This window comes from Pelagicoccus sp. SDUM812005 (genome assembly GCF_031127875.1).
Classification (GTDB): Bacteria; Verrucomicrobiota; Verrucomicrobiia; order Opitutales; family Opitutaceae; genus Pelagicoccus.
This window is the reverse complement of record NZ_JARXIA010000001.1, coordinates 58,276-72,441: the sequence shown is the minus strand read 5'-3', so window position 1 is coordinate 72,441 and position 14,166 is coordinate 58,276. Positions and strand designations below refer to the sequence as shown.

The following is a 14,166-nucleotide window of genomic DNA, read 5'->3' as shown; positions in this document are numbered from 1 at the left end:
CCGTGAAACCCAACCTTGCCATCCTCGGGCTAGCCTTCGCGCTAGCCGCTCCCTTGTCCTTTTCCCAATCCGCCGACCGGGCGCCTAGCTCGGAGCTCTCTCTCCGCTCGGCCATCGACGTGGCCCTCGAGAAAAACCTAGGCCTGCGCATCCAGACCCTCGCCCCCGAGATCGCCGCGGAAGCCGTCACCGCCCAGGAAGCCGGCTTCGATCCCTCCGTCTTTTCCCGAGCCAACCTCAGCCAGAGCGACCTCGACTGGGAAGACTCCAACGGAGCCACCCGCCAAACCACCTCCGACTCCCGCTCCTACGAAGTCGGCGTCACCAAAAAAGTCAAAACCGGCGCCCAAATCACCGCCAGCGCCAGCCAATCCCGCAGCAACGGATCCAGCTTCAACTCCGAGCTCGGCCAGCTCGTCGGAGGCTCCCTCAGCGAACGCGCCTCCCTCTCCCTCGAACTCACCCAACCCCTGCTCCGCGACTTCGGCCGCGACGTGAACCTCGCCCCCATCCGCCGCGCCGCTTCCCAAGCCCGCGTCGCCGACCTGCGCACCCGCAACACCGTGCTCGACCTGCTCCAGCAAATCGAGACCGCCTACTGGCGCCTCTCCGACGCCTACCAGCGACGCGATCTGCGCCAATCCAACTTGGAGCTCTCCCATAAGCTGCTGGAAGAAGCCCGCGAACGCGAAAACCTCGGACTCGCCACCCAGCTCGAAACCCTGCAAGCCGAGGCCAACCTCGCCCAACGCCAGGAGCAAATCATCCGGGCTGAGCAAGCCATCCGCGAAGCGACCGACACCCTCTTCGCCACCATGGGCATCCTCGACGAAACCATCGAGCTTAGCCCCCAACTCGCCGTTTCCCAGCTTCCCGTCTCCCAAGGAACGCTCCCCCCTTTCCAAGCCACCCTCGACCGCGCCATCGAGCGAAACTTCGACTCCGACATCCAAGAGGAAGTGCTCGAGCAACTGGAACAAGACCGCATCCTCGCCCGAAACAACGAGCGCCCCCAGGTCGACCTCAGCCTCTCTAGCTCCTACAACGGACTTTCGCCCGAAAGCGGGCGCGACGCCTTCAGCGAAGCCTTCGACCGCCGCGGCGACGACTGGGGACTCCGCCTCAGCTTCAACCTCCCTTGGGGCTCCCGAGCCGCCAAATCAAACCTCCGCCAAACCCTCTACCGCATCGACCAGGAGGAACTCCGCCTCGCCACCATCAAGCAAGACCTGCTGCGCTCCGTCCGCTCCGCCTGGCGAGACCTCGAAGCCTCCCGCCAGCAACTCTCCGCCGCCGAACTCGTCGTCGCCCTCCAAGAAGCCACCTACGAACAGGAGACCAGCAAGTACGAAGAAGGCCTCTCGACCTTCCGCACCCTTCTCGAAATCCAACGCGACCTCGACCAAGCGAAGCTCGCCCTCCTCGACGCCCAACTCGCCAGCATCGAAGCCGAAATCACGCTCGCCCGCGTCGAAGGCAGTCTCCTCGACCGCCACGGTATCGAGTGGAACGACACTCTACCCAACTCGCAGTAACCGTATCCCATTTCCCACTACCCAATCCTCTTTCCCATGAAAAAACGTTATTGGATAACAGCCCTCGTCATCATCGGCCTCGGTTTCGCCGGAGCCAGCAAGTTCAAGAAGGGCGACCAAACCACTGAAGTGACCGTCGAAAAGGCAAAACGGGGCGACATCACCAGCCTCGTAACCGCTACCGGAAAAGTGTATCCGGAAACCGAAGTCACCATTTCCTCGGAAGTCGCCGGAGAAATAGTCGAACTCCCCGTAAAGGACGGCCAACTCGTGGAAAAGGGCGACGTGCTCGTAAGCGTCAACCCAGACCGCCTCGAAGCCCAAGTGCTCCAGCAAGAGGCCGCCCTGCGAGCCAACAAGTCCAACTCTCTCGAGTCGAAGGCTCGCATGCTGCAAGCCGAGCTCGACCTCAAACGCCAGCGCAACCTCTTCGAAAAAGGCTTCGCCACCCGCGAACAACTCGACGAAGCCGAGACCAACCTCGAAATCAGCCAAGCCTCCTACCAAGCCACCCTCTCCCGCATCGAGCAACAGGAGATGCAGCTCAAGGAAGCCCGCGACTCCCTCGCCAAGGCGACCACCTTCTCCCCCATCAGCGGCACCATCACCTCGCTCAGTTCCGAACTCGGCGACCGCGTCGTCGGCACCGGACAGTTCGAGGGCACCGAGATCATGCGGGTGGCCGACCTCTCCCAAATGGAAATCCGCGTCGACGTGAGCGAGTCCGATATCGTGCAAGTCAAAATCGGGGATCCCGCTACCATCGAAATCGAAGCCCTCCCCAACGAAGAGTACAACGGCGAGGTCACCGAGATCGCCAACTCCGCCTCCGGAGGCGAAAACTCAAGCGACCAGCTCACCACCTTCCAAGTCAAGGTCCGCCTCCTAGATCCCAGCGCCAAAATTCGTCCCGGCATGACCGCCACTGCCGACATCAAGACCCAAACCGTAAAGGACGTCGTCAAAATCCCACTACAAGCCGTCACCGTCCGCTCCAAGGACGAAGTCGCAAGGCAACTCGGCGAAAAGACCGATGGCGAAGGCGACTCCGACAAACGCAAGGCCTCCGAGGCCGCGAACGGCAACTCTCGCAACCGCGACAACCTCGAGCGCGTGGTCTTCCTCTACAACGACGACAACACCGTCTCCCTCGTCCGCGTCAAAACCGGCCTCGCCGACAACCGCTCCATCGAGATAAAATCCGGCATCGAGGAAGGACAGCAAATCGTCACCGGCGGCTACCGCGTGCTCACCCGCGAGCTCGAGCACGGCAAGATCGTCAAGATCGCCGAAAAGAAAAAGGACGACAAATCCAAGAAGCCTTCCAAGTGAGCGAAACAATCATCCAGATCACCGGGGTCAAAAAGATCTACGATCTCGGCAAGGCCAAGGTCCACGCCCTCGACGGCGTCGACCTGAAAATCTACGAGAACGACTACGTCGCCATCATGGGCCCCTCCGGCAGCGGCAAGTCCACTCTCATGAATATGCTCGGCTGCCTGGATACACCCTCGGAAGGCCAGTACTACTTCGGCGGAGAAGACGTTGCCAAGATGGGCGACGACGACCTGGCCGACATCCGCAACCGCCGCATCGGCTTCGTCTTCCAATCCTTCAACCTCCTCCCCCGCGCCACCATCCTGCGCAACGTCGAGCTCCCGCTCGTCTACGCCGGCATCCCCAAGAAGGATCGAGCCGAGCGCGCCCGCCACGCCCTCGACCAAGTCGGCCTCGGCAACCGCGTCGAGCACCGCCCCAACGAACTCTCCGGCGGACAACGCCAGCGCGTCGCCATCGCCCGCGCCCTCGTCACCGAGCCCTCCATCATCCTCGCCGACGAGCCAACCGGAAACCTCGACTCGAAAACCGGCGACGAGATTATGGAGCTCTTCGAAGGCCTGTATTCAAAAGGCAATACCATCATCCTCGTAACGCACGAGGAAGACATCGCCCAACACGCCCGCCGCCTCGTTCGCCTGCGCGACGGGGTCGTTGAAAGCGACGCCGCCATAACTCGCCCCTAACCTTTTCGCCCTCACTTGAAACGTTCACGCGCAAGACGACTGGTCAACGACCTCGAAGAGTCCGCCCGCATCGCTGGCGAACAGCTTTCGCAGCATAAGATGCGTTCCCTGCTCACCGCCCTTGGCGTCATCATCGGAGTCTGGGCCGTCATCCTAATCGGCGTCGGTATGAACGGGCTGGATACGGGATTCAAGAACAGTCTCAGCATGCTGGGCGACGACCATTTCTACATCGAAAAATTCCCTTGGAAAGATGTAGGCGACGATTGGCGCACCTATATTCGCCGCCCGAACTTCGAAACTCGATACGCGGACGAGCTTAACGCAATCATCGACAACACACCCAATTCCGGACTCCTGATGGCCGTGCCGACATTGGGCTTTCGACGCAGCATTTCCCACGAGGATCGCTCTGCCTCCAACATACAGTTCACCGCCACCACCGCAGATTTTGGATACATCAGCACAGCCGACCTTTCCGAAGGGCGCTTCTTTACCCCGACCGAGGAATCCAGCGGGCAGAACGTTGCGATTCTCGGCTCCGGCGTCGTGAAGGCCCTTTTCCCGGATGAGACCGGAAGCGTGCTCGGCAAACGAGTAAAAATCGCGAACATCCAATTTACCGTAATCGGCACCCTCGAAGAACAAGGAGCCTTCCTTGGCCTGCAAAGCTTCGACAACCAAGCCATCATCCCGCTGCCGACTGCTCAAAAGTTCTTCGTCGGCGGACGACGGTGGAACGGTACCTCCATTCGCATCGTAAAGCGCCCGGAGACCGACCGAGACGAAGCGCGCGACGAAATCATTGGCGCCATGCGGCGCGTGCGCGGGCTGCTTCCCGGCGAAGAAAACGATTTCGAAGTCAATGCCTCCGACGCCGTGGAGGACACCATCGGCCCCGTCAAAGCCGGCATCGCCATCGCCGGTTTCGTCATTACCGGCCTCGCCCTTTTCGTTGGCGCCATCGGCATCATGAACATCACCTTCGTCAGCGTAAAGGAACGCACCAAGGAGATCGGCACCCGCCGCGCCATCGGCGCCCGCCGTAGCTCCATCCTCACCCAATTCCTCATGGAAGCCGTCTCGATCTGCCTTCTCGGCGGACTCGTGGGCCTCTTGCTCGCCTTCATATCCAAAGCGATCCTCGACCACTACTTCCCCAACTTTCCGGCCAGCTTCTCGATCGAGCTGATGATCCTAGCCGTTTCCCTTTCCGTCACTACCGGCATCCTCTCCGGCTTCGTCCCGGCTCTGATGGCTTCTCGCTTGGAACCTGCCAACGCACTGCGCCATGAGTAAGAAACCGAAGAGAAAGTCGATGCTGCTCTCCGACCTGATCGAACAGTCGTTCGCATCGCTCGGAGCCAACAAGCTACGCTCTTTCCTCACCATCATGGGCGTAGCCATCGGAGTATTTTCCGTGGTCGGCGTCATGACCGCCCTCTCAGCAGTCCGCCACAGCATCGATACCAGCCTGAACGTCTTCGGCGCCAACGTGCTGCAAATAACCAAGGATCCCGCTATCCAGCTCACCCCCGGACCGCGCCGCCGCACCCGTGGCCGCGACCCGATCACCCCGCGCCAAGCCGAGCAGTTCAAGCAGGAGATGGACCTGCTCGGAATCCCCACCACCCTTTCGGCGAGCGACGGCAACGAGAGAGCCAGCTACAAGGACGCCCGTACCCAGCCGCGTATCCGTATCATCGGTACAAACGAGAACTTTCTCATCACCAACAAGTACGAGCTCGCCTTCGGCCGCAACATCACGCCCGCCGATATCGAGTTCAACCGCCCTGTCGTCGTCATCGGACGTGAGATCCTCGACGAGCTCTTCATCCACGAAGACCCCATCGAAAAGCAGATCAATCTCGATGGCGAACGCTACATCGTGATCGGCGTGCTCGAAGAGCGCGGAGAAATCTTCGGCCAATCCATGGACGGTATCGCCCTCATTCCCCACTCCAAGTTCGTGGAAAACAATTGGCATCGACGCCGCAGCATGGAGATCGCCATCCAGGCCGACTCCGTCGACAAGCTGGAGGACGTCGAGGACCTGGTCATCGGAAAAATGCGCATGGCTCGCGGCCTGCAACCCGAGCAGGAGAACGATTTCGAGATCACTTCCAACGAGGCCCTGCAAGCCGCCTTCGCTGAAATCGCCGTCATCGTAGGAATCGGAGGACTCATGATCAGCGGCATCGCCCTCGTCTGTGCCGGTATTGGAATTATGAATATCATGCTGGTTTCCGTAACGGAACGCACCCGCGAGATCGGCGTGCGCAAATCCCTCGGCGCTCGCAAGAAAAGCATCCTCGCCCAATTCCTGTTGGAAGCGGTTTTCCTGTCCGAGGTCGGCGCCGCCATCGGCATCGGCGTCGGCATCCTCGTCGGCAACATCATCGCCACCCAATTCAACGCGACCATGATCATCCCCTGGTTCTGGATCGGAGCCGCCGTCGGCGTTTGCTCCCTCATCGGAATCGGCTTCGGTTTCGTGCCCGCCCTGCGCGCCGCCAACCTCCACCCCGTGGAGTCGCTAAGGCACGAGTAGATTCGCCAAAACGTAGCGCTGAGCTTTAGCCAGCGTCAGCAGTGCAGGATCCATTCGCCGGGGACGCGGGCTGAAGCACCGCGCTACGCTTCCTCAAAAGCCAAACTCTTCCTGGCACTCTTCGCTGGGCTCCTCGAGCAGCTTGCGCAAGAAGAGCGGACGGTGGATCTTCGTCGGTCCGTTGTCCAGGATCGCGGTGCGGTGCAGCACCGTGGCGTAGCCCTTGGAGGAAGCCAAGTCGTAGTGCGGGTACTCGCAATCCAAGGCCATCATGATCCGGTCCCGGGTCACCTTGGCGATGATGGAGGCCATCGCGATACAGAGCGCCGTGGAGTCGCCCTTCACCACCGCTTGATGCGGATAGCCAAGGTTCTTCATCGGCTTGCCGTCCACTAGGATCTTCCACCTCGAAAGGGTCTCCGGCTGGGCCTCGTCCGAAAGTTGATCGAAGAGCGGATCCGGTTCGTGCGGAGAGATGTTCCCCGCTTCCAAGGTTTCCTCCACCGCTCGCTTCATGGCGATCTGGGTGGCTCCTAGGATATTGTGGTCCTCGATCTCGCTCACGCTGCCGCGCCCCACCCCGATGTAGATGCGGCCTTCCCGCTCCAGCCAGCGAAGCTTGGCATACAAGTCCTCGCGTTGCTCCAAGCTAAGCAGCTTGGAGTCGTTGATGCTCGACGCGTTGCGCTTGCACCACTCGCTGTCGTAAAACTCCGAGCGAGCCGCCACCGCGGCCGCTACTACCGGACCTGCCAAGGCTCCGCGTCCCGCTTCGTCCACGCCGATCAAGCCGGCCTTCTTCTTCAGCAAGCGGCGATCGTAGGCTCTCAGGCGGTGCGACTTCATCCTCGCGCCTCCCCGACTTTTCCCACGAAGCTAGACTGTACCCAAACTGCCACTACCGCTTAAAAACTGTCTCCTTCGGCTTCTTCAACGGCAAGCGATCGAGCATGCCCGCCGCTTCCACCACCTGGTAGGAAGTCTTGAAGTGCAGCTTCGCAAACTCGCCCAAACGCTCCGGCCCAAACTTGTGCAAAATCTCCGTGGCCTGAGCCTTCACCTTGGCGCTGGCGCCCTTGGCAAGCGTGTCGCCAAATTTCTTGGACAAGCCATCCATGTAGCGAACGTACTCGGCGCGGGCCACCACCGAGGCTGCCGCCACCACCGGGTCCGCTTCCGCCTTGGTCTGCATGCGCAGGTCGAACTTCGGATCCTTGAAATAGCGGCCCACCAAGTTCTGCTTGCTGAACTGGTCCAACATTCCCCAAGGCACCCGCTTCTTCGCCAAAGCCGCCGTCAAGGACTTGGCATGCTGCCAGGCGAGCAGGAGATTGAGGTTCGCCCGAGGCTTGCCCATCAGCTCGTTGTACTTGGTCATCCCGCAAAAGCAGGTTTCCACCGAGACCCCCTTGGTCTCGCGAATGATCTTATCCAACTTTAGGATACGCCCATCGGTGATGGTCTTGGAATCGCGAATGCCAGCTTTGACCCATTGGTCGATGTGAACCTTGTCCGCGATGACGCAGGCCGTCACGACTGGGCCGAACAAGTCCCCCTTGCCGCTTTCGTCCATGCCCGCGTGCGACTCGAACCACTCCGGATGGTACACTTCGTCGTAGCCGAAGCGGGCCTCGCCCAGCACCTCCGGCTCCAAGGTGTTGATGATGAAATCCTCGGTATCCTTGCCCTGCACCACCAGCTTGCCACTCTTGTAGCCGACCACGTTGACCTTGTTCCCCTTGAATCCGAACTGGGCGTACTCGACCTCGTAAGGCTCCCACATCTTCATCTCGAGGATATGCTGGAGCTTGTCCAGCTGCTCCTGAGAGAGCTTGTGGGTGTACATCGTTTTCTTCTTGGGCTCGTCGGGATCGACGACTGCTTTCTTTTTGCCTCTGGCCATCAATAATTTACTTCGCAACAGCAAGGCAGAGCAGGCGAGCTTTGAAAATCAAAAAACACCCTAGATTCGCCGTCGCGAAATCGACGCCCCGCGCCGCCCGTCTCTTCCATAATGCCCAACGACCCCACAGCGAAGACACCCATCGGCCTCCTCCTCTTGTTCGCCTGCCTCCTGGGCTCTCCCTCCCTCGCGGCGAAGACGCCCCCGGAAGGAGTCGAGCCCGTCGAAAACTTCGACCTGCAGCGCTACCTAGGCCTCTGGTACGAAATCGCCCGCACCGACAACCGCTTCGAGCGCGGGCTGGAAAGCGTCACCGCCGAGTACACCCTCAAGGACGACGGCAATATCCGCGTCTACAATCGCGGCTGGGACGCCAAGAACCAGGAATGGGACGAGGTCGACGGCACCGGCAAGAAAATCGGCGACCCCGAGGTGGGCAGCCTCAAGGTCACCTTCTTTTGGCCCTTCTACGCAGGCTACCACGTCTTCGCCCTCGACCACGAAGGCTACCAGTACGCCCTCGTGAGCGGCGACAACCATAGCTACCTCTGGATCCTCGCCCGCACGCCCCAACTCCCCCCAAGCACCATCGACGCCCTGCTCCGCAAAGCGGAAGCGGCAGGCTTCGATACCGACTCGCTGATTTGGGTCGAGCACGAGACCGTGCACCCAAGCCTCCAGCAGCGCTGAAGCCCGTTTTCCCAAAAAAGCTAGCCGAAGCGAATCGCCTCGCCCAGAGTGCGACCTCCATGCCTTCCGAGCCCCTTTCCAGAAACGCCGCAGCCTTCCGCGAAGCCTTGATCGCCTGGTACGACGCGAACGCCCGCGACCTGCCTTGGCGCCGCGAACCGTCCACCTACAAGACCGTAGTATCCGAATTCATGCTACAGCAGACCCAGGTGAAAACCGTTCTGCCCTACTTCGCCGCCTGGCTGGAGGCCTATCCTGATTTCGCCAGCCTCGCCGCCGCCAGCGAAGAGCAGGTCCTCAAAAGCTGGGAAGGCCTCGGCTACTACTCCCGGGCCCGCAACCTGCACAAGCTGGCCCGCGAAGTCGCCGCCATCCCCCCAGGCCAGCTCCCCACCGACGCCAAAAGCTGGCTCAAGTTCCCCGGCGTCGGCCCCTACGCGGCCGCCGCCATCTGCAGCATCTCTTTCTCCGATCCCTCCGCCGTGGTCGACGGTAACGTTGTACGCATCCTGGCCCGCCTCACCGCCGACGAATCCGACTACAAGACCTCCACCGACGCAGCCAAGTCCTACCGCGGACTCGTGCAGGAGCTGCTCAATCTCGAGCGCCCGGGCGACCACAACCAAGCCATGATGGAGCTGGGCGCCACCGTTTGCCACAAGCAGTCGCCCACCTGCCTGCTCTGCCCCGTGCAAAGCCATTGCCAAGCCCAAGCCCTCGGAATCGCCGAAACCCTGCCGCGCCTCGCTAAAACGAAGTTCAAGGAAGTCACCGTCAACCGAGCATGGATCCAAAGCGAGCACGGCATCCTGCTGCACAAGATTCCCGCCGACGCCAAGCGCATGAAAGGCCTGCACGAACTGCCGGACCTCGCCCAACTCGGCATCCCCGTCCCCAAAGGCAAACCCACCCTGACCCGCAAGCGCGGCATCACCAAGTACCGCATCACGGAACGCATCCACGCCCTGCCGCCCGGCAAGCTTCCCTCCAAACTGCCCGAGCACCACGTCTGGGTCGCCCCCGCAGCATTGCAAAGACTCCCCTTCTCCGGCCCCCACCGCCGCTGGGTCACCGAACTGGTCGAAGCTAGCGGTCATTAGGCTGAGACAAGCTCTCCATTTTCTGCCACGGACCCCCTCGTAACACGCGCCTTCCCTCCCCCAAAAACGCGACAAACCGGCATCTCGCGATGAGAGCGCCGGCTTGCTGAATCGACTCGTGGAAATTCCGTTTTATTAAGTATCGGTATTCCGTTTTTTACTTCGTTAACTCCTTGAGTCTGATCACCTCCTTAATCGGATCCGCCGCGAACGGGCTGAAGAAAATTTGCCTCCTTTGAACACCTAGGGGGCATGGTATAAGCTACGGTCTCCACATTCAGCGCCCTGGCTCATGCAACTCGCCTCCACAAGGTTACGCCGCCGAAAAATCTTCGAACGGCCTTCCTAGGAAGCTTGTGATTCCGCTAGGGCGGGCGCTTACTTCCCGCTCACCAACTAACCATCACCTATCGTGAAAGACCCGCTTTTCAACTGGCTCGACCACCGCGCAGCTGGAGTTCTCCTCCACCCAACTTCCCTTCCCGGCGAATACGGCATCGGCACCCTCAACGAACATTGCTACCGCTTCCTGGACTTCCTCGAAGAAGCCGGCTTCAAGTACTGGCAAATCTGCCCGCTCGGCCCCACCGGCTTCGGCGACTCCCCCTACCAGTCCTTCTCCTCCTTCGCGGGCAACCCCTACCTCATTTCGCTCAACGCCCTCGAGGCCAAGAACCTGATCGACCGCGAAATCCTCGAAGAGCTCAAGTCCCTCCCCAACGGCTTCGTCGACTACGGAGGACTCTTCAACGCCAAGTGGCCTGTGCTCGACGCCGTCTACGAGACTTTCGTGCAAGGCGACAAGAAGATCCGTCCCTACGGAGCCTTCACCGCCTTCAAGAAAAAGCACGCCGACTGGCTGGAGCCCTACGCCTACTTCCAAGCCCTCAAGGCCCACTTCAACGGCCAGCCTTGGTACGATTGGCCCGCCGAGCTGCGTTCCTTCGCCGACGCCCAGAGCAATCCGCTGCGCAAGGAACTCGCCCGCAAGATCGACGCCGAAATGTTCTTCCAGTACCTCTTCGAAGGCCAGTGGCAAGCCGTTCGCGCCCACGCCAACGAACGCGGCGTGGAAGTCATTGGCGACATTCCCATCTTCGTGGCCCTCGACAGCGCCGACGTCTGGCAAAACCCAGAGTACTTCCAGCTCGATCCGCAAACCTACCGCCCCATCGCCGTGGCCGGTTGCCCGCCCGACTACTTCTCCGCCGACGGACAGCTCTGGGGCAATCCGCTCTACGACTGGGACGCCCTCGCCAAGGACGGAAACTCCTGGTGGATCAAGCGCCTCAGGCGCTGCTTCGAGCTCTACGACGTCGTGCGCATCGACCATTTCCGCGGCTTCGACTCCTACTGGAGCATCCCCGCCGGCTCCGAAACGGCCCGCACCGGCCAGTGGAAAAAAGGCCCCGGCCTCGAGTTCTTCAAGTCCATCAAGAAGAAGATCAAGAACTGCAAGCTCATCGCCGAGGACCTTGGCGACCTTACCGACGACGTCCGTATCCTCCGCCGCGATACAGGCCTTCCCGGCATGGCCATCCTCCAATTCGCTTTCGGCGGCGAAGCCGACAACTTCTACCTCCCGCACAACCTTCAATCCAACTCGGTCCTGTATCCGGGAACGCACGACAACAACACCTCCCTCGGCTGGTACGCGGAAGCCACCGAACTGGAGCGCGACCACGTGCGCCGCTACCTCCGCGTCGACGGGAGCGAGATCGGCTGGGACCTCCTGCGAACCGCCTACAAGAGCGTATCCAAATTGGTCATCGTTCCCCTGCAGGACCTCATGAGCCTCGGCTCCGAAGCCCGCTTCAACACTCCGGGCGAAGCCGTGGGCAACTGGACCTGGCGCTACCGTCCCGAGCAACTGCAAGCGCTGCGCGGCGACACCGCCGCCTACCTGCGCGAGGAAGCCAAGGACAGCTTCCGCGAAGGCGACAAAGCCGTGAACACCATCTAGGCGGTACCCCGGCTAGATGGCCTTATCCTCGCTCATCAACCACGAAAGGGCAGCCCCTTCCGTGGAAAACTGGCGCAGATGGGATTTCTTCGAATCGAAGAACTCGCTGAAGTAGTTTAGGTAGGCCGAAGGGACTGGCTTCAAATTGTAGATCGCGCTGCGGATCGATCGGTACTCAACCAGTGCCTCCTCCCGCCATTCCTTGATCTTAAGCATGTTTTCCCGAGTGAGCGGAATCGCGATTTCTTCCACATCCGTCGAGGAAATCACCCGCAAGTCCCGGTCATAGCGCGTGTTGGCCTTCAACAACTCGAAATGCATGCGCAGGGCTTCGATATCCAAACGGTCCCCCCAACTCACCCGCAGCAAGCGTTTCTCGGAATAATAAGTGTGCAAAGCCATGCAAGTGAAAGCGTAGATGATAATACTAACTCCAAACCAATCGATACGCAAATTGAGCGGACTCTTCGCTCAATTCTCGTCGTAGTCGGCCATCTGGTAGATCGCCTCGCAACACGACTCCGTCTCGTCCTCGAGGATGTAGTGCCCCGCCTCCTGGTACCGAAACGCGGTCGCATCCGGCAGGAAGCGACGCCAACGGTCGTAGAAATGCACGTTGAAACAGAAGTCCTTGCCGCCCCAAAGAATGGATACATCGCGCTGGCGCAGCTTCAGCAGCTCGTTCTCCACCGCTAGCAAATCGTTGAAGCTCGGATGCGATACGTGCATCGGGATGTCCTTCACGAATTCGTAGACCGCGCGGCGATTCGACCAAGTTCGGTACGGCAGCAGCATGCCTTCCTTTACCGTCGGGCTAAGCGGCTTCTTCTTGACCGACATCCAAGCTGCCGGTCCCGCGAAGCCATTGAGGCCTTGCACCAAAAACTTGCCGAAGAGCGGATTGCGACACAGGGAAATACGAGCCGGAATACGCGAATCGACAAAAGCCGCCGTATTCAAAATCGTGACACGACGCAACTTCTCGAAACGCTTCAAGGCTGCACCCAGCCCGATCACGCCGCCCCAATCGTGCACCACGATATCGAAACGCTCCAAACCGAGATGGTCGATCAGTTCACCCAAATCCTGGATACGCTGCTTGATGCGGTAGGAATACTTCGAGCCAGGCTTGTCGCTTAGCCCGCAACCGATGTGGTCCACTGCGATGCAGCGAAACTTGCCGCGCAGCTTCTTGATCACGTTGCGATAGTAGAAAGACCAAGTGGGATTTCCATGCACCATGAGGACCGGAAAGCCTTCGCCCTCGTCCACGTAGCTCATCTCGAAACCGCAACTCAGCTTCAAGCGCTTCGGTTCGAAAGGATACTCTTCCTTCAAGCTGTCTGGAATCGTCACTACGCTCACCACTCCACTCCCATCATCAAGCAATTCAGTCCGCTGCCAATACCTAGCAACGCCACCTTGTCCCCCGCCTTCACGGCGCCTTCTTCCGCCGCCTTGGCCAAAGTGATCGGCAAGGCAGCCGATCCGGTATTTCCAAAAGTCTGGTAGCTGGAGAAATCCTTCGCGTGATCCAAGCCGAGCGTATCGAAGAGCAAGCGCTGGTGGGCCGCTCCGACCTGATGGCAAACGATACGATCCGCCGTGCTCTCGTCCCAACCGAGCTCGCCCTTGAAAGCGTCCCAGGTACGCTTAGCCAAGCCCACGCCCGCCTGCAGCATTTCCTCGGAGTCGGTCTGCATCTCCAGACCTCCGCCCGCGGCACTGGAGTCGCCTTTGCACAGGTCGTTAGCCGACGTATCCGCCATAACACTACCGCCCAGGATCCGATGTCCATTGGGGGAAAGCGATTCGTGGCATACCACTGCCGCAACGGCTCCGGCCCCGATGGTCAAGTTCGCGAAAAACGGTTTGATCGACTTCCGGTTGAGGTCCCGCTCCAGCAGGATCTGGATGGTACGCTCGAGCAGCGGCTTGCCGTTTTCGCCGGAAACCACCACGCCTGCCTTGATCTGTCCCGAGTCGATCATCGAACTGAGCAGGCTGATCGAATTCAAGAATCCAAGGCACGCATTGGAAACGTCAAAAACCTGCACTGTCGGGCTCAGGCCCATCAATCGGTGGGCGAACGACGCCGTGGCTGGCTCCAGCATGTCGCGGCAAACCGAAGAGTGGATACACACTTCCATCTGCTCGGGAGCGAGCCCGGATGCGGCGATCGCCTTGCGGCCCGCATCCGCTGCGATTTCGGAAGGACGTACCTCGTGATCCCAGAAGCGGCGTTCCTTGATGCCGGTCATCAACTCCAGGCGCCCTTCGGGCAGCCTCAAGCGTTGATAGAGCGGAGCCAACTTCTCTTCGATCAATTCGCTCGACCAAGCCGTCGGCGGCGAGACGTAGGAAAGGGAATCGATAACTGCGGAGCGAACCTTCATCGGC

13 protein-coding genes are annotated in these 14,166 nt (G+C 60.3%); 8 read left to right on the top strand and 5 right to left on the bottom strand.

The window, feature by feature from the left end; all coding sequences use genetic code 11:
• The first annotated feature begins 2 nt into the window (after window positions 1-2).
• The 5 genes from QEH57_RS00275 to QEH57_RS00255 are packed head-to-tail and all read left to right on the top strand — an operon-like array spanning window position 3 to window position 6,110.
• On the top strand, window positions 3-1,535 hold the full coding sequence (locus tag QEH57_RS00275) for a TolC family protein (protein ID WP_309004656.1): 1,533 nt from the start codon (window positions 3-5) through the stop codon (window positions 1,533-1,535).
• 36 nt (window positions 1,536-1,571) lie between these two features.
• The gene (locus tag QEH57_RS00270; RefSeq protein ID WP_309004655.1) at window positions 1,572-2,867 is read left to right on the top strand and encodes an efflux RND transporter periplasmic adaptor subunit; all 1,296 of its coding nucleotides are present in this window, start codon (window positions 1,572-1,574) and stop codon (window positions 2,865-2,867) included.
• A complete protein-coding gene (locus tag QEH57_RS00265) occupies window positions 2,864-3,559 on the top strand; it encodes an ABC transporter ATP-binding protein (RefSeq protein WP_309004654.1) in 696 nt (231 codons plus the stop codon). The genes QEH57_RS00270 and QEH57_RS00265 overlap by 4 nt, the downstream gene beginning before the upstream one ends.
• 15 nt (window positions 3,560-3,574) lie before the next feature.
• Window positions 3,575-4,858, top strand: coding sequence for an ABC transporter permease (locus QEH57_RS00260; protein ID WP_309004653.1), 1,284 nt, complete (start codon window positions 3,575-3,577; stop codon window positions 4,856-4,858).
• Entirely contained in the window at window positions 4,851-6,110 is a 1,260-nt protein-coding gene (locus QEH57_RS00255; protein WP_309004652.1) for an ABC transporter permease, read from the top strand. Before QEH57_RS00260 ends, QEH57_RS00255 begins: the two co-directional genes overlap by 8 nt.
• A gap of 93 nt (window positions 6,111-6,203) precedes the next feature.
• Here the strand turns inward: QEH57_RS00255 and QEH57_RS00250 are convergent, their stop codons facing one another.
• Together QEH57_RS00250 and rnhC are read right to left on the bottom strand one after the other, a co-directional pair.
• The gene (locus tag QEH57_RS00250) at window positions 6,204-6,956 is read right to left on the bottom strand and encodes a ribonuclease HII (protein ID WP_309004651.1); all 753 of its coding nucleotides are present in this window, start codon (window positions 6,954-6,956) and stop codon (window positions 6,204-6,206) included.
• 52 nt (window positions 6,957-7,008) lie between these two features.
• Window positions 7,009-8,013: a ribonuclease HIII gene (gene rnhC / locus QEH57_RS00245; protein ID WP_309004650.1), complete on the bottom strand. Its 1,005-nt coding sequence runs from the start codon at window positions 8,011-8,013 to the stop codon at window positions 7,009-7,011.
• A gap of 111 nt (window positions 8,014-8,124) precedes the next feature.
• On the opposite strand from rnhC, the gene QEH57_RS00240 reads away from it, so the two are divergent.
• The 3 genes from QEH57_RS00240 to malQ all read left to right on the top strand — a co-directional run bounded on the left by QEH57_RS00240 (window position 8,125) and on the right by malQ (window position 11,766).
• On the top strand, window positions 8,125-8,703 hold the full coding sequence (locus QEH57_RS00240) for a lipocalin family protein (RefSeq protein WP_309004649.1): 579 nt from the start codon (window positions 8,125-8,127) through the stop codon (window positions 8,701-8,703).
• Window positions 8,704-8,762: 59 nt separating this feature from the next.
• Window positions 8,763-9,803, top strand: coding sequence for an A/G-specific adenine glycosylase (locus tag QEH57_RS00235; RefSeq protein ID WP_309004648.1), 1,041 nt, complete (start codon window positions 8,763-8,765; stop codon window positions 9,801-9,803).
• Window positions 9,804-10,215: 412 nt separating this feature from the next.
• Window positions 10,216-11,766 (top strand): 4-alpha-glucanotransferase, encoded by a 1,551-nt coding sequence (gene malQ, locus QEH57_RS00230; protein WP_309004647.1) that lies wholly within the window; start codon window positions 10,216-10,218, stop codon window positions 11,764-11,766.
• A gap of 12 nt (window positions 11,767-11,778) precedes the next feature.
• Here the strand turns inward: malQ and QEH57_RS00225 are convergent, their stop codons facing one another.
• The 3 genes from QEH57_RS00225 to QEH57_RS00215 all read right to left on the bottom strand — a co-directional run bounded on the left by QEH57_RS00225 (window position 11,779) and on the right by QEH57_RS00215 (window position 14,162).
• A complete protein-coding gene (locus QEH57_RS00225) occupies window positions 11,779-12,168 on the bottom strand; it encodes a hypothetical protein (RefSeq protein ID WP_309004646.1) in 390 nt (129 codons plus the stop codon).
• A gap of 69 nt (window positions 12,169-12,237) precedes the next feature.
• A complete protein-coding gene (locus QEH57_RS00220; RefSeq protein ID WP_309004645.1) occupies window positions 12,238-13,122 on the bottom strand; it encodes an alpha/beta fold hydrolase in 885 nt (294 codons plus the stop codon).
• Between the two features lie 5 nt (window positions 13,123-13,127).
• Window positions 13,128-14,162 (bottom strand): 3-oxoacyl-ACP synthase III, encoded by a 1,035-nt coding sequence (locus tag QEH57_RS00215; protein WP_309004644.1) that lies wholly within the window; start codon window positions 14,160-14,162, stop codon window positions 13,128-13,130.
• Window positions 14,163-14,166: the final 4 nt, after the last annotated feature.

Coding starts and splice junctions, on each gene's coding strand:
- QEH57_RS00235 (WP_309004648.1), top strand. CDS start 8,763: ATGCCTTCCGAGCCCCTTTCCAGAAACGCCGCAGCCTTCCGCGAAGCC.
- QEH57_RS00270 (WP_309004655.1), top strand. CDS start 1,572: ATGAAAAAACGTTATTGGATAACAGCCCTCGTCATCATCGGCCTCGGT.
- QEH57_RS00215 (WP_309004644.1), bottom strand. CDS start 14,162: ATGAAGGTTCGCTCCGCAGTTATCGATTCCCTTTCCTACGTCTCGCCG.
- QEH57_RS00255 (WP_309004652.1), top strand. CDS start 4,851: ATGAGTAAGAAACCGAAGAGAAAGTCGATGCTGCTCTCCGACCTGATC.
- rnhC (WP_309004650.1), bottom strand. CDS start 8,013: ATGGCCAGAGGCAAAAAGAAAGCAGTCGTCGATCCCGACGAGCCCAAG.
- QEH57_RS00225 (WP_309004646.1), bottom strand. CDS start 12,168: ATGGCTTTGCACACTTATTATTCCGAGAAACGCTTGCTGCGGGTGAGT.
- QEH57_RS00250 (WP_309004651.1), bottom strand. CDS start 6,956: ATGAAGTCGCACCGCCTGAGAGCCTACGATCGCCGCTTGCTGAAGAAG.
- QEH57_RS00240 (WP_309004649.1), top strand. CDS start 8,125: ATGCCCAACGACCCCACAGCGAAGACACCCATCGGCCTCCTCCTCTTG.